The 17801-nt window shown below is 33.7% G+C and carries 16 protein-coding genes; 7 read left to right on the top strand and 9 right to left on the bottom strand.

Annotated elements, in window-relative coordinates:
• The first annotated feature begins 47 nt into the window (after positions 1-47).
• The 5 genes from WBG07_RS08935 to WBG07_RS08915 all read left to right on the top strand — a co-directional run bounded on the left by WBG07_RS08935 (position 48) and on the right by WBG07_RS08915 (position 3220).
• Complete coding sequence (locus tag WBG07_RS08935) at positions 48-848, top strand: MotA/TolQ/ExbB proton channel family protein (RefSeq protein WP_340200488.1); 801 nt, start codon at positions 48-50, stop codon at positions 846-848.
• Positions 849-869: 21 nt separating this feature from the next.
• On the top strand, positions 870-1313 hold the full coding sequence (locus WBG07_RS08930) for a hypothetical protein (RefSeq protein WP_340200486.1): 444 nt from the start codon (positions 870-872) through the stop codon (positions 1311-1313).
• 12 nt (positions 1314-1325) lie between these two features.
• Positions 1326-1940 carry an ExbD/TolR family protein gene (locus WBG07_RS08925; protein WP_340200485.1) on the top strand — a complete coding sequence of 205 codons (615 nt, stop codon included), beginning with the start codon at positions 1326-1328 and terminating at the stop codon, positions 1938-1940.
• Between the two features lie 11 nt (positions 1941-1951).
• Positions 1952-2434: an ExbD/TolR family protein gene (locus tag WBG07_RS08920; RefSeq protein ID WP_340200484.1), complete on the top strand. Its 483-nt coding sequence runs from the start codon at positions 1952-1954 to the stop codon at positions 2432-2434.
• A gap of 132 nt (positions 2435-2566) precedes the next feature.
• The gene (locus WBG07_RS08915) at positions 2567-3220 is read left to right on the top strand and encodes a porin family protein (RefSeq protein WP_340200483.1); all 654 of its coding nucleotides are present in this window, start codon (positions 2567-2569) and stop codon (positions 3218-3220) included.
• Here the strand turns inward: WBG07_RS08915 and WBG07_RS08910 are convergent.
• Positions 3215-3820 (bottom strand): hypothetical protein, encoded by a 606-nt coding sequence (locus tag WBG07_RS08910; RefSeq protein WP_340200482.1) that lies wholly within the window; start codon positions 3818-3820, stop codon positions 3215-3217. The genes WBG07_RS08915 and WBG07_RS08910 overlap by 6 nt on opposite strands.
• Complete coding sequence (rpoN, locus tag WBG07_RS08905; RefSeq protein WP_340200481.1) at positions 3820-5277, bottom strand: RNA polymerase factor sigma-54; 1458 nt, start codon at positions 5275-5277, stop codon at positions 3820-3822. Before rpoN ends, WBG07_RS08910 begins: the two co-directional genes overlap by 1 nt.
• Positions 5278-5675: 398 nt before the next feature.
• On the opposite strand from rpoN, the gene WBG07_RS08900 reads away from it, so the two are divergent.
• Positions 5676-7331 carry a helix-turn-helix domain-containing protein gene (locus tag WBG07_RS08900; RefSeq protein WP_340200480.1) on the top strand — a complete coding sequence of 552 codons (1656 nt, stop codon included), beginning with the start codon at positions 5676-5678 and terminating at the stop codon, positions 7329-7331.
• 24 nt (positions 7332-7355) lie between these two features.
• Positions 7356-7526, top strand: a complete 171-nt coding sequence (locus WBG07_RS08895) for a hypothetical protein (RefSeq protein WP_340200478.1) — start codon at positions 7356-7358, stop codon at positions 7524-7526.
• Between the two features lie 119 nt (positions 7527-7645).
• On the opposite strand, the gene asnS is transcribed toward WBG07_RS08895, so the two are convergent.
• The 7 genes from asnS to rpsB all read right to left on the bottom strand — a co-directional run bounded on the left by asnS (position 7646) and on the right by rpsB (position 17685).
• Positions 7646-9079: an asparagine--tRNA ligase gene (gene asnS, locus WBG07_RS08890; protein ID WP_340200476.1), complete on the bottom strand. Its 1434-nt coding sequence runs from the start codon at positions 9077-9079 to the stop codon at positions 7646-7648.
• Between the two features lie 288 nt (positions 9080-9367).
• On the bottom strand, positions 9368-11758 hold the full coding sequence (locus tag WBG07_RS08885) for an efflux RND transporter permease subunit (protein ID WP_340200474.1): 2391 nt from the start codon (positions 11756-11758) through the stop codon (positions 9368-9370).
• 44 nt (positions 11759-11802) lie between these two features.
• The gene (locus tag WBG07_RS08880; RefSeq protein ID WP_340200472.1) at positions 11803-14325 is read right to left on the bottom strand and encodes a DUF5686 family protein; all 2523 of its coding nucleotides are present in this window, start codon (positions 14323-14325) and stop codon (positions 11803-11805) included.
• Positions 14326-14412: 87 nt separating this feature from the next.
• Complete coding sequence (gene frr, locus WBG07_RS08875; RefSeq protein ID WP_340200470.1) at positions 14413-14967, bottom strand: ribosome recycling factor; 555 nt, start codon at positions 14965-14967, stop codon at positions 14413-14415.
• 66 nt (positions 14968-15033) lie between these two features.
• Positions 15034-15741, bottom strand: coding sequence for a UMP kinase (gene pyrH / locus WBG07_RS08870; RefSeq protein ID WP_340200468.1), 708 nt, complete (start codon positions 15739-15741; stop codon positions 15034-15036).
• Between the two features lie 183 nt (positions 15742-15924).
• Positions 15925-16749, bottom strand: coding sequence for a translation elongation factor Ts (gene tsf, locus WBG07_RS08865; RefSeq protein WP_340200465.1), 825 nt, complete (start codon positions 16747-16749; stop codon positions 15925-15927).
• 81 nt (positions 16750-16830) lie between these two features.
• Positions 16831-17685, bottom strand: coding sequence for a 30S ribosomal protein S2 (rpsB, locus tag WBG07_RS08860; protein ID WP_340200463.1), 855 nt, complete (start codon positions 17683-17685; stop codon positions 16831-16833).
• Between the last annotated feature and the right edge of the window lie 116 nt (positions 17686-17801).

The following is a 17801-nucleotide window of genomic DNA, read 5'->3' as shown; positions in this document are numbered from 1 at the left end:
TTTATATCTTTAACCCTATTAACTAACAAAATTTAAGTTTAAAAGAAATGAAAAGATTATTCTCTATCTTGGCTATTGCCGGATTAATGGCGTTTAACGCAACAACTGCCAACGCTACAACAACAGTGGCTGCTACAGAAAGTTCTTCAGCTATGGTTGTTTCTATTGATGCTGCTGCGGTTGCCGTACAGCCAGAAGAAGCACCAGCAGATGAAAGCAAAACATTTCATCAGGTACTTAAGGAAAGATTTATAGAAGGTGGTGCCGGCTTTATGGGTATTGTACTTCTTTGTCTTATTTTAGGCTTAGCTGTTGCAATTGAAAGAATTATATTTCTAAACCTTGCTACTACCAATACCAAAAAACTTTCTAAAAGCGTAGAAGATGCTTTAGCTTCTGGTGGTGTTGAAGCAGCTAAAGAAGTTTGTAGAAATACTAAGGGGCCTGTTGCTTCTATTTTCTATCAAGGTCTTGACAGAGCAGGTGAAGGTATAGACTCTGCCGAGAAAGCGGTGGTTGCATATGGCGGTGTTCAAATGGGTCAGTTAGAGAAAAACATATCTTGGTTGTCTTTATTTATCGCTATTGCACCAATGCTAGGTTTCATGGGTACAGTAATTGGTATGATTCAAGCATTCGATAAAATTAGTGCAGCGGGTGGACTTGATGCTTCGCTTATTGCAGGTGATATTAAAGTAGCACTTTTAACAACTGTATTTGGTCTTGTAGTTGCAATTATTCTTCAGATTTTCTATAACTATATCATCGCAAAGATGGATAGTATCGTAAATGATATGGAAGATGCTTCTATCACTCTAGTAGATTTATTAGTAGATCACAAAAAATAATTTCAAAGAACCATACAGACCATGCAAAAAATAATTAAAATAATACTAATTCTTCTGGGAGTTCTGGGAATTGTCTTCTGGGTTTTACTACCTGGTACAGATGTTTCTGCTTCAGAGGCTATGGATAATACCTATGTAAACGCTATGTTTTATATTGCGTATATCTTACTAGCCATTCCAGTGGTTGCAGTACTTCTTTATACGTTAAAAAATCTGGCTTCAAATCCAGATAAATTGAAGAAATCGTTAATCCTTATCGTTGGATTTGTAATAGTTTTAGGTATTAGTTATGCGCTCTCCAGCGGTACAGATGTGAAATTAGATAGATTTTTAGAAGCAGGTATCGACGTTGATGAATCTAGTTCTAAAATGGTGGGTGCAGGCCTCATAGCCTTCTACATTCTTGCAGCAGTAGCTATCGCATCAATGCTGCTTTCTGGAGTGAAGAAAATTTTAAGTAAATAAAATTAAAGGAATATGGCAAAGAGAAGCATACCAGAAGTAAATGCAGGATCCATGGCAGATATTGCCTTTCTCCTACTTATTTTCTTTCTGGTAACTACAACCATCGAAACAGATGCAGGATTAGATAGGAAATTACCACCTCTTGAACCGCCAGATACTGATGTAATTGTAAAGCAAAGAAATATCTTTACCGTTGTGGTGAATCAAAATAACCAATTATTGGTTGAAGATGAGTTAATGGAGCTTAAAAATCTTAGAGCAGCAGCAGTTGCTTTCTTAGATAATGGCGGTGGAGTAGGAGACCTAGCGTGTAGTTATTGCAAAGGTAAAAGAGATCCAAGTTCTTCTGATAATCCTGATAAAGCGATAATTTCATTACAGAATGACCGTAAGACTAGCTACAGTACTTATATAGCGGTACAAAATGAGTTGGTAGCTGCTTATAATGAATTGCGTAATAGAGAAGCTTTAGCAAGATATGGTGTTAATTTCACTGATATGGAAAGAGAATATCTTGATCCTAGTGCTAGCGATGAGGTTAAAAGTGAGTTAAAACCTAAGATTGAAAAAATCCAAGCGTTATACCCACAAAAATTATCAGAGGCAGAACCTAAAAGTAACAATTAAAAACAAACAAAATGTCTAAATTCACTAAGAAGAAAAGTGGTGATTTGCCACCCGTTTCAACAGCATCATTGCCAGATATTGTTTTTATGCTTTTGTTTTTCTTTATGACGGTAACTGTAATGAAGGATAGTTCTTTAATGATCCAGAATGTGTTGCCTTATGCAGATCAAATTCAGAAACTGGATAAAAAAGATCGTATTATTTACATTTATGCAGGGAAGCCTAGTCAGCGTTATCAGGCTACTTATGGTACAGAAGCGAAAATTCAACTTAATGATAAGTTTGCTGATGTCTCTGAAGTTGCAAATTATATTCTTTCAGAAAGAGCTAAAAAGCGTCAGGAATTGCAAGGAGTATTAACAACTGCCTTAAAAGTAGATAATGAAACTGGAATGGGTCTTGTTTCAGATATTAAACAACAATTACGTAAAGTAAATGCATTAAAGATTAATTATACTACCCGTCAAGGGGACGCATTTAAGAATTTACAATAATATTTTTTTAAACTTAGTATTGAAAAAGCTCCATTCTATGGGGCTTTTTTGTTTGAGTCCTTATAAAAACTATATTTATCTAAACATATAATGATGAGGTTTTTATTTTTTGTATTGTATCTATTTTCTTTTATGAATTTAATTGCACAAGATTCATTAACCTTAGAAAGTATAGATAGCACTAGCTACCGAGAAGATCATATCTATATGGGAATTACCTATAACATTCTTCTTGAGAGGCCTTCTGGGATTAGCCAAAACAATCTTCCCTATGGAATTCAACTAGGATATATTAGGGATATTCCTATCAATAAAGCACGTAACTTTGGGTTTGGTATCGGGCTAGGGTATGCACTTAATAATTATTTTACCAATCTTCAGGCAGCTGAAACTCTAGATGGAATTAGTTATGCAGCCATACCTGATGATGTTTCTTTTAAACGTAATAAAATTGAAACACATCTTTTAGAAATGCCATTAGAGGTGCGTTGGAGAACATCCACCTCTACAAATTATAAGTTTTGGCGGATTTATGGAGGAGTAAAATTGGGCTACATTTTCGCAAATGCTTCCAAGTTTGTAGGCGATGGGGGTAAGTTAAAATTTAGTAATGATGATTTAAGAAAGTTTCAAACCGATATCTATTTTAGTTTTGGCTATAATACATGGAATTTTTATGCCTCTTATGGCTTGAATAGAATATTTAAACCTGAAGTAGATACTATTTCGGGTGAACAATTAGAAATGAAAGTACTCAAGGCAGGCCTTGTTTTTTACTTGCTATAACCAATATTGAAAAGTGATAAGCTGCGGCATTACGCCCAGAAAAAAGCCAAGTGTGATTTCTTTGAAATCATGTGCTTTGGTAAAGAGTCTGGCAGAAGCCACTAACCCTGTTGAAAATACCAGAAAAGTAAGGGCAATGGTGATATTAATTTGATAGTGAAAGCTAAGTCCGAGAATAAATAGGGTAAGTCCAGAAATCCCCATCATATGAATACTGGCCTTAATGCCAAAAAAGACCATGATTAGGCAGGCAAAAGCAGATCCTAGGATGCCTATAAAATAGAAATACAACTCAATTGAAAAACTAAAAGGAATAACCCTGTAAATAATAACTCCAATTAGAAATATAAAAATATACAAGGGTATTTTCCGTTCTGATACCTTTTTTAATTCTATAGATTCAATCCATCCAATGCTTTTTAGTAAAAGGGAAAATGCCAGAGGAATCAATAAGGTAAGAATGGTAACTGAGATTACTATGGGTTTCCATAATTCAATTGGATGGTACCTAGGGGAGATAAGAAAGTACGCAATGGTGCCAGCTAACGGAAAAAATAGTGGGTGATAGAGATAGGCAATAAAGTGATAAAACTTTTTCATTAAATCTCTTTTCTAAGCCTAGCAACGGGTATATCTAATTGTTCTCGATATTTGGCTACAGTTCTGCGGGCAATAGGATAGCCTTTTTCTTTTAAGAGTGTAGCGAGCTTATCATCAGTAAGTGGTTTTTTCTTGCTTTCTTCTCCAATTAATGTTTCCAGAATTTTCTTTATTTCGTGGGTAGATACTTCTTCACCTTGTTCATTTGTCATAGATTCTGAGAAGAAATCTTTTATCAGTTTTGTTCCATAAGGAGTGTCTACATATTTGCTATTAGCAACTCTTGAAACCGTAGATACATCCATGCCAATCATATCTGCAATGTCTTTTAAAATCATAGGTTTTAGTTTGCGTTCATCACCACTAAGAAAAAAATCTTTTTGGTAATGCATAATTGCATTCATGGTAACGTATAAGGTTTGTTGCCTTTGCTTGATAGCATCAATAAACCATTTTGCTGCATCTAATTTTTGCTTAATAAACATTACTGCCTCCTTCTGTGATTTTGACTTATCTGTGGAGGCTTTATAACCTTCAAGCATATTGTTATATTCTCTTGATATATGTAATTCTGGAGCATTACGACCATTGAGAGTTAACTCTAATTCACCTTCTTTTATACGGATGGTAAAATCTGGAATAATATGTTCTATAATTCTATTATTGCCAGAGTAGGCACCCCCAGGTTTTGGATTTAGTTTTTCAATTTCATGTATTGCTCCCCTTAAATCTTCATCTATAATATCGTATTTTGAAAGGAGTTTTTGATAATGTTTTTTAGTAAATTGCTCAAAAGAATTTTTTAAGATATCAATCGCTAGCTTAATATCTACAGTTAACGTTTTTCTTTTAAGTTGTATAAGAAGACATTCTTGGAGATTTCTTGAACAAACACCCGGTGGGTCTAGCTCTTGAACTTTATACAATATTTTTTCAATACTGGCTTCATCGACATATATATTTTGTGTAAATGCAAGATCATCTGCTATATCTGCCATGTCACGTCTGATATAGCCACTTTCATCTACACTTCCTATTAAAAATTCAGCAATATCACGTTCTTCATCGGTTAAACGAAAAGTATTTAATTGATTGGATAAATACTGATGGAATGAAGTTCCTGAAGCAAAAGGCACCGATTTTTCATCGTCATCTGCACTATAGTTATTAGCTTGAAGTCTATAATCTGGCACTTCATCGTCACTCAAATATTCATCTACATTGATGTCGTCTGCTTCTATTCGTTCATTTTCATATTCGTCATCTTTGGTGTCTGCAAAATCTTCCTCATACTCAGCTCCTTCTTCTTTACCACTTTCCAATGCCGGATTTTCTTCTAACTCCTGCTTTAAACGCTGTTCAAATACCAGTGTAGGCAGTTGTATAAGCTTCATCAACTGAATTTGTTGAGGAGAAAGCTTTTGTGATAACTTGAACTGTAAATGTTGCTTAAGCATAAGGTTTATTGACTTCTTTTTGTAACAACAAAAATAAGGAAATTACGATTAGGCTTTTGAACTAAATGATTTTAATATCTTTATTAAGCAATAGTATTTTTTTTGCTCTCAAGATATCCATTATTAATACTGAGTTAATATTTTTAAGGTACTATTTCGGGTATATTTATAGTTGATTTAATTTTTTAAATGATTTGACAGATAAATTTTATACTACTAATTAAAAACCACCGATAAAATAGGTAGATTATAGTTGAAAGGAAGTTAAATTCAGAAAAAATAGTACCTTAGTGCTGTAAACTCTAAAATACTTAATGCGGCCCTTCCAACTATACACAATTTTCTGCGTATCAATACTTTGTTCTTTATTGGGCCGTGGGCAGCACGTGGACAAATCTGTGATAATAGATTCCTTGATTTCTTTAGACTATAAAATTCTCGAGCAAAATTATTCAACGTTTTTTGATTCTTTACCTGATAGCTCTTTAGCTTATGCAAAGGCGTATATTCAAAAGGCTAAAATTGAAAGTAATAAGAATGAACTACAAGTAGGTTATCTTTTGATGACATATTTAGTTTCTAATGATATGGCTATTAAGTACTGCGATAGTACTATAGGTGTGGCAAAAAGTATAGGTGATAAGAATATTTTGGCAAGCGCCTATTTTAAAAAGGGTGGATTTTATTTTGATAATAGAAATTTCAAAAAAGCGCTGGATTCCTATCTTCAGGCAGATCAACTTTCTAATGCCGTAGATAGCGAAGAGTTTCCCTATTTCATCCAGTATTCTATTGGAACCCTTAAAGTTCGTCTTTCAAAACACAAAGAGGCAAAAGAAATTTTTAAAAATTGCAAGCAATATTTGGAAGGTAAAGAGAGTATGGGGCCTTATAATTATTTCTATTTGTCTGTATTGCATGCATTATCAAATGCATATCGTAGATTAGGTTCAATTGACTCTTCCTCTACCATAAATAAGCTAGGATATAAGGAAGCTTCCATAATTAAAGATTCAAATAGTCTTTCGCATTTTATAGTTAACGAAGGGATTAATTATTTAGAAAAAAAAGACCCTAAAGTAGCTTTAGATAGCATGCTTAAAGGAGTAAAATATTTTGAAAAAACAAAGAGTAATCCTAATCTTATAGTAACCTATTACTATATAGGAAGGGCTTACGAGGAGTCTGATAATATGATCTTGGGAATGCCCTATTACAAACAAGTAGATTCCTTATTCAGAATCACAAATGATTTAAAACCAGAAAGCAGAGATGCCTATGACCGTATGATTGCTTACTACCGAAAAAATAGGGATGATGGTAATCTACTTAAAACCATAGAAGGTTTGCTAAAGGTGGACAGTGTTTTAAACTCCAATTATCGTTACCTGAATACATATATAGTTAAGAAATACGATACACCGCAATTACTTGCCGAAAAAGAGGAATTAATTGTAGCGCTAAATAAAGGTAAAAGGAATATTGGTAGATGGATTTATGTTCTTATTGCACTTCTGGTTGTAGCCGCACTTACCATCTATTATTATGTGAAAAAACAAAGAGAATACCAGAAGCGTTTTGAAGAATTATTAAAGACGAGTGCAACCAAGAATAGTAAATCTTCAAAAAACCAAAATGATACAGGAACGGTTGGAGATCAAGCTAGTACCAATCTAAAAACGATTGGTATTTCAGAAGAGTTAGTTCATGAAATTCAGAGTAAACTACAAGCTTTTGTAGAAAATGAGGGATATTTAAAGAATTCTATTACGCTAAGTTCTCTTTCCAAAGAATTTAACACCAATTCAAAGTATCTATCTAAGCTTATCAATTTTTACGAACAAAAAAATTTCAGTAAGTATATCAATGATTTACGGATAGATTATACGATGCAAAGATTACAGAACGATAGGGTATTTAAAAACTATGCTATTAAAGCAATAGCAGATGAAGTTGGTTTTAATAATACCGAATCATTTTCAAAAGCTTTTTATAAAAAAACAGGTATATATCCTTCTTTTTTTATAAAACAGCTTCAAAAGAACATCAAATAATTATTTAAACTAAAAACTGTTACTATGAGCAACAAAAAAGAGAACAAATTGTTAAGGTTAAATAGGTTTACTATTGCAAAATTAAATGTAAAAAGCAATGTTAAAGGAGGAGCTACTTTTACTGATGAGGACAAAATTTCTCGTATCATTAGAGTTTGTGTCAATTCTTTAGGGGAAGAGGATAATTTACAATAGAAAAATGAAGCCGACTAAACATGTGTTAGTCGGCCTCAAATCGTAATTTTATTCTTAAAAACGATAATGGTTTTTTCAGAGTTGGATATTTAAAATTATTTCTTAAGGTATCATAGGCTTTAAAACTCTGCATTTTGAGGGGTTCTTGGGAAAGGAATTACATCTCTAATATTTGTCATGCCAGTTACAAAAAGAACCAAGCGTTCAAAACCAACGCCAAAACCACTATGAACGGCTGTGCCAAACTTGCGTAATTCAAGATACCACCATAATTCTTGCTCGTCTATTCCAAGGTCGGTTATTTTTTGCTTTAAAACATCGTAACGCTCTTCTCTTTGTGAGCCTCCTGCAATTTCCCCTATTCCAGGAAAAAGAATATCCATAGCACGTACCGTTTTCTCATCTTCGTTAAGGCGCATGTAGAAAGCTTTAATATTTGCGGGATAGTCAAATAGAATAACTGGACATTTAAAATGTTTCTCTACCAAAAACCTTTCATGTTCACTTTGTAGATCAGCTCCCCATTCTTCAATAGGATATTTGAACTTCTTTTTCTTATTGGGTTTAGAATTCTTTAAAATCTCAATTGCCTCTGTATAGCTTACTCTTTTAAAATGATTGTCTAATACAAAATGCAGCTTCTCGGTTAGTTTCATTTCACTGCGTTCTGCCTGAGGTTTGGTTTTCTCTTCTTCCAATAGTCTTTTTTCTAAGAACTCCAGATCATCTTTACAATTTTCCAGTGCAAATTGAATTACATGTTTGATGAAATCTTCTGCAAGATCCATATTGCCATTTAAATCAGTAAATGCAATTTCAGGCTCAATCATCCAAAACTCGGCTAAATGCCTTGACGTATTGGAGTTTTCAGCTCGAAAGGTAGGTCCAAAGGTATAAGTTTTACCAAGGGCCATAGCATAGTTTTCTACCTCTAACTGACCGGAAACGGTAAGGTTGGTTTCTTTACCGAAAAAATCTTCCTCATAATTCACATTTCCATCTTTCGTAAGGGGAGGGTTTTTAGCATCTAATGTAGTGACTCTAAACATTTCTCCAGCTCCTTCGGCATCAGATCCCGTGATAATGGGAGTATGTATATAGAAAAATCCGTTTTTATGAAAATAATCATGAACTGCATAAGAAAGTTTAGAACGTACTCTCATGATGGCACCAAATGTATTCGTACGAATGCGAAGGTGTGCCTTCTCTCGAAGAAATTCTAAGGAATGTTTTTTGGGTTGTATGGGGTATTCCTCAGGATCGGAATCACCTAATACATTAAAGCTACTTACCTGAATTTCGATATTTTGACCTCTTCCTTGGCTTTCAACCAAAGTACCCTTTATTTCTAAAGCTGCACCGGTAGTTATTCGTTTTAATAAAGCTTCATCAAACTTTTCAAAATCAATCACACATTGCATATTGTGAATAGTAGAGCCATCATTCAATGCAATAAATCTATTGCTCCTAAATGTACGCACCCATCCTTTTAAAGTTACTTCTTGTAAAACTTTACCTTCTTCCAGAAGTTCAATAATGCTGAATTCCTTCATTATATGTTTCATTTATGAGGGTGCAAAGATAAATGTTTCATGATTAAGATATCTATAAAATGAATTTTTTAAAATCTTAAAAAGTGTACTTTGGTTATTTAAAAAATAGAAATAGGGGAAAATAACCCTTATTTTAAGAAGACCTATTTCCTAATTTTGAATTTACGTTAAGAGAGTGATTATACTATTAATAAAAGAAATAAATGACAGTAGGTTTGGGGGAACCTAAAAAGGCCTGCACGAAAATTAATATTTTCGGCAGGCCTTTCAACATTTAAATCAATTGTGTTAATTTTCTTCAGATTCTGCCTCTGTAAGAATATTAATATTAGGTTCTTTGAGTACTTGCTTATTTGCAATACTTCGTTCCAGAGATAATAATAAGGAAGGAAGTAAAATAAGATTTGCCAACATAGCAAACATTAAAGTAGCCGATACCAAACCTCCTAATGCAACAGTACCTCCAAAACTGGAGGTCATAAAAACAGAGAATCCAAAAAAGAGTACAATAGAGGTATAAAACATACTAACTCCAGTTTCTCTTAGTGCAGCATATACTGATTTTCTTATTTTCCATTTATTATCAGACAGTTCTTGACGATATTTTGCTAAAAAATGAATAGTGTCATCTACAGAAATACCAAAGGCAATACTAAAAACTAATATGGTAGATGGTTTAATAGGAATACCAGCAAAACCCATTACCCCAGCTGTTACGATTAGTGGAAATAAATTAGGTACTAAAGAAATAATAATCATTCTAAAAGAACGAAACATATAAGCCATAAAAAGTGAAATTAAGAATATGGCAAGTGTAAGTGAAATTACCAGATTCTTAACCAAATACTTGGTTCCTTTTGTAAACAAATATGCTTTTCCAGTTATGGTCACTTCATAACGTTCTGGTGGCAGTACTTTGGATATTTTATCTTCTAAACTCTCTTCAATACGTTCCATCCTGTCAGTGCCTATATCTTTCATAAATGTAGTGATACGTGCTATTTGACCAGTAGAATCTACAAAGCTACTAAGAAGATCTACTTTATCTGATGATTTTTTAGCATAAGATAGAATAAAGTTTTTTTCAAGATTATTAGGTAATTGGAAATAGTCTGGGTTGCCATTATAATAGGCCTGCTTGGAATACTTTACTAATCTTGTGACTGAAATTGGGTCTGATAATTCTGGGATGTCTCTTATTAACTCTTCTACTTCTTCCATGCGTTTAAGTGTAGGAAGTTTCATGACACCATTCCTCCTTTTAGTGTCTACCATAATTTCGAGAGGAAGAATGCCTTCAAATTCTTTTTCAAAAAAACGGATATCTTTAAAAAAAGCTGCTTTTTTGGGCATGTCTTCAATTAGGCTTCCCGATATTCTAATCTGATAGATACCAATAATACATGTTACCAAAAGAATAAGGCTTATAATGTAAACAGAGATACGGTAGTGTCTAACGGTATTTTCCATCCAGTTTACAAAAGCTTCAATCCATTTTTTGTTTAGATGCTTAAGGTGTTTGTTTTTGGGCAACGACATAAAGCTGTAAACAATAGGAATAATGAGTAGCGATAATATAAATATCACTAGAATATTTAAAGATGCCACAATACCAAACTCTTTGAGCAATTTACTTTCTGTGACAATAAAGGTGGCAAAGCCTGCAGCAGTGGTAACATTGGTCATTAAAGTGGCGTTTCCTATCTTGGAAATTACGCGCTGTAAAGATTTTGCCTGATTACCGTGTTTTTTTACTTCTTGTTGATATTTATTAATTAAGAAAATACAATTAGGAATTCCAATTACAATAATAAGCGGTGGAATAAGCGCAGTGAGCACTGTAATTTCATAATGGAGCCATCCTAGTATTCCAAAAGCCCACATAACACCAATAATAACGACGATCATTGAAATAAAAGTAGCCCTGAACGATCTAAAGAAGAAGAAAAAAATTAGGGAGGTAATTAAAAGCGCAGCAGCTATAAAAACACTTATTTCATCTACAATATTTTGTGCATTAAGTGTTCTGATATAAGGCATGCCAGACACTTTAATGTCAATGTTGGTTTCTCTTTCAAATGTTTCTATTAATGGAATAAAGTCATTAAAAACAAAATCTTTTCTTACCGAGGTATTAACGATATCTTTATCAATATAGATAGCAGTTCTAACAGTAGTGTTTTCTTCATTGTAAAGCAAGCCTTGGTAAATAGGAAGGTTTTTAAAAAGCTTGTCTTTGAGCTTGTCAATATACTCTTGATCTTTTTGCTTGCCTGAAAGAAATGGTCTTATAGTAAATTCTTGATTTATGGTGTCTTTTACTAACAATTTAAGATTATCAGTAGATAATACAAGGTCTACCTCTGGAAATGCGTTTAGTTGCTTACTAAGCTTATTCCAGCGTTCAAAAATCTTAGGCGTAAATAAAGCAGTATCACTAATTCCTAATACGATGAGATTACCTTCTTCTCCAAAAATATCGAGAAATTTATTGTATTCAAGGTTTACAGGATGATCATCCGGTAGCAGATTTGCTTCTGTATACGTGAAACGCATGTATTTCCATTGTGACCCTAAAAAAACGGTCATTGCTGCCAATAGGAGTAGTATTATAATACGATTCCTTAAAATAAGACGTGCGAGGCTTGCCCAAAAGTCTCTGCTATACGAAGTTGCCATCTAAAAAAATTCTGCGCAAAGGTAGAAAATGCCAATGAGGAAGCCTAAAATCCTAAACTAAAATTAAAAGTAAACTTAAATGAGAAGTTTTGATCAAAGCCCTTAAGCCCATAAGGGCCATATCTATAAAATGTACTAATACCAAAACCTTTAAATAATTGGTTAACTTCAAATCCGCTTTCATAATACCCTTGTTCTAACGTGTTAAAATTAAAATTCAGATGTTTGTCTTGTGAGGATGCATCTCCAATCGCAAAGCGAGAAACCATCACTAATTGGGGTTTAAATTTATTAGAGATATGAAAGCGTTTTAGCTTATGGCGTACTTGAAAAGAGAGGTATTTATCTGAAAAAAATTCATTAAAAAACATAGTCTCAAAACTATTGCTATCAGCCACAGCAAATCTTCTTAAGATGGCAGAGTCATCTGGATTATTTGGGGAGACATGATAAAGTTCTGTAATAGGAAGGTCTCCCCAGGCAATTCCTGCTCTAAATAAAAAGGAGGTACTTGTTCCGTTAAGGGGAGAAAATTCATAGATACCACGAAAGTTAAGCTTAGAAAAACTAAAATCAGCATCTAGAAAATTCTGAAAACCTTTAGTGAATTGAACGGTAAATTGAGGATAACTCTTTTTGAAGATCTTTTTTCCTGCATCAGACACGATAAATTTATTAGCAGGTGTCCAATGCAATGCCATTTGTAACGAAGCGATTTTGTAATTATTGAACAATTGCCCCCTGTTGAAAAAAAGGTAATCAAATGTAGGTGCTATGTCACTTTTGTTTACTTGAATTTTAGCAGTTAAGGCAGATGTAATATCGTGTTTGATAAAGGGGCTAAGGGTTTTATTTTTGTGAAATAAGGTGATGTTAAAAAGTCGTGGTTCAAAAACATAAAAAGCACGTCCGTCTGTTATAAAGCCTTCACTCCCGGTTTCTGTAAGGTCATCTGTAAACATAAACCCTGCCCATGTATCACTAAATCTGTCAAGCCGCACTTCTGCTCCAAGGCCATATTTAAAATCTTTGTCTTTAAATCCGTATAACCCATATGCGCTCAATCTAAACTTTTTTGAAAAGTTATTATTGGTAATTGCACCAACTCCTGGCTTAAAACCTTCATAATTATTGTATTTAATGAGATATCTTAAATCAAAATCAATGAATTTTGTACCCAAATAACCCTGTGTGAGCTTTCGGATCAGGCTTAGTTTATTTTCCACTTTTCTTGACTTACTCAGACTGTCAAGAAAGACATAGGTTTCTCTATCTCTTTTGGTAATACTGTCTTGTCTGTATAAATTCCAGAATTCTTCACTTCGTGAAGTAATTTGATCATCAAGAACAATATCAATCCCTTTGCCACGAAAATTCATTTTTGGGTTAAGTGTTAGATCAAAATAGTTTTCTTTAGAAATTAACTGCGCATAATCTGATACTTTCTTTTCATTCGTACTTAAAGAAATAGAGTCGTTCATAGACTTATTTCTCTTTTCCAGATTAATGGTATTTCCAAACAATGAAATTTGATCAGAATTAGGTCCTTTTTGAACCTTAATCTCTTTTTCTATTGGAAACCAAATTTTTTCCTCTTCTATATATCTAAAATTTTCAATAGCAGATACATCTATAGTTGAATTGATTTCTATAACTCCTTTCTGAACTGCTAAACTTGCTTTGTCCAGATAAATAAGTCCTTGAATTGCTTTCTTAACCTTTTTCTTTTTTGGTGAAAAGTATATAATGTATGCTTCTCTACTGTTGTTCTTAACCGTATCTAAAATCTTATAGTTGTAGGTTTTTAAAGCATTTTTTGCCAAGGGTGCTTTATAATCATTTCCCATTATTGTATAGGTGTTGGCGTATATAGAAAATGATTGTAGTTGTAGTGTAAAAAGCTCGTTTACGGGTTTTTCAAATCCAGACATACGAGAGGCAGTAACGTACTCTTGAAAGCCTTTAGATTTATTGAATCGCACTTCTGACACTTTTTCACTCAAATAAAGATGTGATTTACGCAATTGTTTTTTTAAAATGATGTTGGAAGAGTCAATACGTTCAAGTTTCCATTTTCCTTTTTTTCTGATAAAAATGGAATCGGGGGCAGAAACAATAGAATCTGGATTGGCAGTAATATGAAGTTTATTATACATTTTATAGCGAAAACTACGTAACGCAAACAGTGGGTCATTCTTTTTTTTAAGAGCTATCGTTTTTTGAATGAGATCCTTTGCAAAATCGCTTGTATTATCTATTAAATTTGAACCTAAATTTTCTTTTTTGGGCTTTAGTTCAATGGTGTAATAGTTTTGATTTTTCAGTATAGGGATTTTAATAGAATTATAGCCTGCGTATTTAACCGTAAAAAAGTTAGAAGGTTTTTCTAATACCATCTGAAAGCTACCATTGGCATGGGTAATGGTGCTTGAATTAGAAGATAAAAGTATGGTTGCAAAAGGTATTGGTGTCTTAGTATTGGCATCTTTTACTTTCCCCTGAATGCTTGTCTGGGCATAAGTAGAAGTAGACAAAAGAAGTAAAAAAGCAATAAAGGTTTTACACATAAATTAAGGATGCTAGAAGAGCAACTTCTAATGACACAAAAAACAAAAGCGACCTTAAAAAAGTCGCTTTTGTTTTGAAAAGTTTACCTAGATGGTCATGATTTCTTTTTCTTTAAGTGCAAGTAAATCTTCCACTTTTTTACTATGTAAGTCTGTTAATTCTTGCACATCTACTTCAGCATTTTTTAAAAGATCTTCAGAAATATCTAGTTTTTTAAGTTCTTTATTAGCTTCTTGTCTAGCATTTCTAATACTTACCTTGGCGTCTTCAGCTTCTCCTTTAGCTTGTTTTACTAGATCTTTACGTCTTTCTTCGGTTAGTGGTGGAACATTGATGATAATCATTTCTCCATTATTCATTGGGTTAAAGCCAAGATTAGCCACCATGATTGCTTTTTCAATAGTTTGAAGCATTGACTTTTCCCATGGCTGAACTGAAATGGTTCTTGCATCTGGAGTATTTACATTTGCCACTTGACCCAGCGGAGTTTGAGACCCATAATAATCTACATATACACTTCCTAACATGGAGGGATTTGCTTTTCCTGCGCGGATATTTACAAATGCTTTTTCAAGATGACTTATAGCACCATTCATAGATTCTTTTGTGCTATCTAATACAAATTCAATTTCTTCGTTCATAGAATATGTCTTTAATATAAAATAATAGTAATCAAAAACTAGACCAATTAATATTAGTTTCTTTAGTTAAATATTTACTTTGGTACCTATCTTTTCTCCTTTTACCACTTTTGTGAGATTTCCTCCTTTATTCATGTCAAAAACAATAATAGGTAATTCATTTTCCTGACTTAAAGTAAAAGCAGTAGTGTCCATTACCTTGAGCCCTTTCTTCAATACATCTTCAAAAGTGATATAATCAAATTTAGTTGCTGAAATATCTTTTTCAGGATCGGATGAATAAATACCATCTACTCTAGTACCTTTTAAAATTACATCAGCACCAATTTCTATTGCTCTTAATACGGCTGCTGAATCTGTTGTAAAATAAGGATTACCAGTGCCACCTCCAAATATCACTACTCTTCCTTTTTCAAGATGGCGCATAGCCCTTCGTCTGATAAAAGGCTCAGAGACTTCGTTAATTTTGATGGCAGACTGTAAACGTGTTTCCATACCGGCATCTTCCAAGGCACTTTGTAATGCTAGACCATTGATGATGGTAGCAAGCATTCCCATATGGTCGCCTTGTACACGATCCATACCATTACTAGCCCCAGCGACTCCTCTAAAAATATTTCCTCCTCCAATTACAATAGCAACTTGCACTCCAAGATCTACTACCTTTTTGATTTCTTTTGCATATTCGGCAAGCCTTTTAGGGTCTATACCATATTGACGATCTCCCATGAGAGCTTCACCACTTAATTTAAGAAGTATTCTTTTGTATTGCATTTGAAAAGGCTTGAATCTAAGTTTTGTTAACTTTTTTATTTGGCGCAAAATTAATGAAAATAATTTATGGGTGTTTGAATAGTTAGAGGATTAATCTGTTTGGATAAAGAAAGCACCCATTTAACAAAAAAAAAGGGACTATCTGGAAGATAGCCCCTTTGAAGAAAATATGCTCGTTATAATTTAACCAAGAGCTACTCTTTTAAAACCTGTAACCGTAAGGTTTGCTTCTACTGATTTAACGTAGGCGGCAACACTTTGCTTACTGTCTTTAATATAATCTTGGTTTACCAAAGTATTATCTTTGAAAAAGCGTTTGATTTTTCCTTTTGAAATGTTGTCTAACATAGCCTCAGGTTTACCTTCTGCTCTAAGTTGATCTTTTGCAATCTCTATTTCTTTATTAATCACATCTTGTGAAACTCCATCTTCATTAAGCGCTACAGGATTCATAGCAGCTGCCTGCATGGAAACATTTTTTGCGGCTTCTTCTGCACCATCTACTTTCGCTGAAAGTCCAGTTAGGGTAGCAATTTTATTACCAGCGTGAATGTAAGAACCTATAAAAGGTGCCTCCAAAGTTTCAAAGGCTCCAATTTCAATCTTTTCACCTATAATACCAGTTTGCTCTGTAAGCTTTTCAGAAACAGGAATTCCATTAAAATCGGCTGCAAGAAAAGCGTCAAGACTTTCATAATTTAAAGCTAAATCTGCCAAAGAATTTGCCAAATTAACAAAATCTTCATTTTTAGCTACAAAATCTGTTTCACAGTTTAGTGATATAATAACCCCTTTGTTACTAGCATCATTTACTTTTGCGATAACAGCTCCTTCAGAAGAATCACGATCTGCTCTTTTTGCAGCTACTTTTTGACCCTTCTTACGAAGAATTTCAATTGCTTTTTCAAAATCACCTTCTGCTTCTACTAATGCCTTCTTGCAGTCCATCATTCCGGCTCCGGTAGATTTTCTTAATTTATTTACATCTGCGGCGGTTATATTTGCCATTTTGTGTCTGTTTTTAATAAAATGTGTTCTTAGAAAACTAACAACCAGCTTTCTGATGGAACAAATTTTAGGAAAATGTTACTATTTAGTTTCTTTTTCTTCAGTTGAAGTGGCCTTTGCATCTTCTGCGATAGGTTTTGCTGCCTCTTCTGCTTTTGGAGTCGCTTCCACTTTTGGCGCTTCTTCGGCTGCTTTCTTTTCAGCTGCCGCTGCTGCTTTTTGTTTTGCGTCGTTGTCTTTTTCTGCTTTTCTTTCGCTTAATCCTTCGGTTACAGCTGCAGTAACATAAGTAAGTATACTTTCAATTGATTTAGAAGCATCATCATTTGATGGAATAACATAATCCACATCTCTAGGATCTGAATTTGTGTCAACCATCGCAAAAATAGGAATGTTTAATTTTTGTGCTTCTTTAACTGCAATATGTTCCCGCATGGTGTCTACAATAAACAACGCTCCAGGAAGGCGAGTCATGTCTGAAATGGAACCTAAGTTCTTCTCAAGTTTTGCTCTAAGACGATCTACTTGTAATTTTTCTTTTTTAGAAAGCGTATCAAAAGTACCATCCTTTTTCATTTTGTCAATAGAGGTCATTTTCTTAACCGCTTTTCTAATAGTGACAAAATTGGTAAGCATACCACCAGGCCATCTTTCTGTGATGTAAGGCATATTTGCTGCGGAAGCTTTTTCTGCAACGATATCTTTTGCCTGCTTTTTGGTTGCAACGAAAAGAATTTTTCTACCAGAACCTGCTATTTTTTTAAGCGCTTCATTGGCTTCTTTTATTTTAGCAGCCGTTTTGTATAGGTTAATAACGTGAATCCCGTTGCGCTCCATGTAGATGTAAGGAGCCATATTAGGATTCCACTTTCTGGTAAGGTGTCCAAAATGTACACCTGCTTCAAGTAAATCTTTTACTTCTATATTGTTTGCCATTTTTGTAATAGTTTACGTTCCGTTGAGATTAGCAATGTTAAAGTGGTACCTTATTTATAAGGAGCCTTCAACATTTGGATGCTAAACTAGTTTTCGCTGAGCGAAACAACGACAAC

The sequence above is a fragment of the Ascidiimonas meishanensis genome (assembly GCF_037782385.1).
GTDB classification, from domain to species: domain Bacteria; phylum Bacteroidota; class Bacteroidia; order Flavobacteriales; family Flavobacteriaceae; genus Ascidiimonas; species Ascidiimonas meishanensis.
This window is presented reverse-complemented; position numbering and strand designations above follow the sequence as displayed.

Bases quoted from the DNA above. Each gene is read 5' to 3' on its own strand.
- WBG07_RS08915 (WP_340200483.1), top strand. From the start codon at position 2,567: ATGAATTTAATTGCACAAGATTCATTAACCTTAGAAAGTATAGATAGC.
- WBG07_RS08920 (WP_340200484.1), top strand. From the start codon at position 1,952: ATGTCTAAATTCACTAAGAAGAAAAGTGGTGATTTGCCACCCGTTTCA.
- WBG07_RS08925 (WP_340200485.1), top strand. From the start codon at position 1,326: ATGGCAAAGAGAAGCATACCAGAAGTAAATGCAGGATCCATGGCAGAT.
- rpsB (WP_340200463.1), bottom strand. From the start codon at position 17,685: ATGGCAAACAATATAGAAGTAAAAGATTTACTTGAAGCAGGTGTACAT.
- asnS (WP_340200476.1), bottom strand. From the start codon at position 9,079: ATGAAGGAATTCAGCATTATTGAACTTCTGGAAGAAGGTAAAGTTTTA.
- WBG07_RS08930 (WP_340200486.1), top strand. From the start codon at position 870: ATGCAAAAAATAATTAAAATAATACTAATTCTTCTGGGAGTTCTGGGA.
- WBG07_RS08910 (WP_340200482.1), bottom strand. From the start codon at position 3,820: ATGAAAAAGTTTTATCACTTTATTGCCTATCTCTATCACCCACTATTT.
- tsf (WP_340200465.1), bottom strand. From the start codon at position 16,749: ATGGCAAATATAACCGCCGCAGATGTAAATAAATTAAGAAAATCTACC.
- pyrH (WP_340200468.1), bottom strand. From the start codon at position 15,741: ATGCAATACAAAAGAATACTTCTTAAATTAAGTGGTGAAGCTCTCATG.
- WBG07_RS08885 (WP_340200474.1), bottom strand. From the start codon at position 11,758: ATGGCAACTTCGTATAGCAGAGACTTTTGGGCAAGCCTCGCACGTCTT.
- WBG07_RS08935 (WP_340200488.1), top strand. From the start codon at position 48: ATGAAAAGATTATTCTCTATCTTGGCTATTGCCGGATTAATGGCGTTT.
- rpoN (WP_340200481.1), bottom strand. From the start codon at position 5,277: ATGCTTAAGCAACATTTACAGTTCAAGTTATCACAAAAGCTTTCTCCT.
- frr (WP_340200470.1), bottom strand. From the start codon at position 14,967: ATGAACGAAGAAATTGAATTTGTATTAGATAGCACAAAAGAATCTATG.
- WBG07_RS08880 (WP_340200472.1), bottom strand. From the start codon at position 14,325: ATGTGTAAAACCTTTATTGCTTTTTTACTTCTTTTGTCTACTTCTACT.
- WBG07_RS08895 (WP_340200478.1), top strand. From the start codon at position 7,356: ATGAGCAACAAAAAAGAGAACAAATTGTTAAGGTTAAATAGGTTTACT.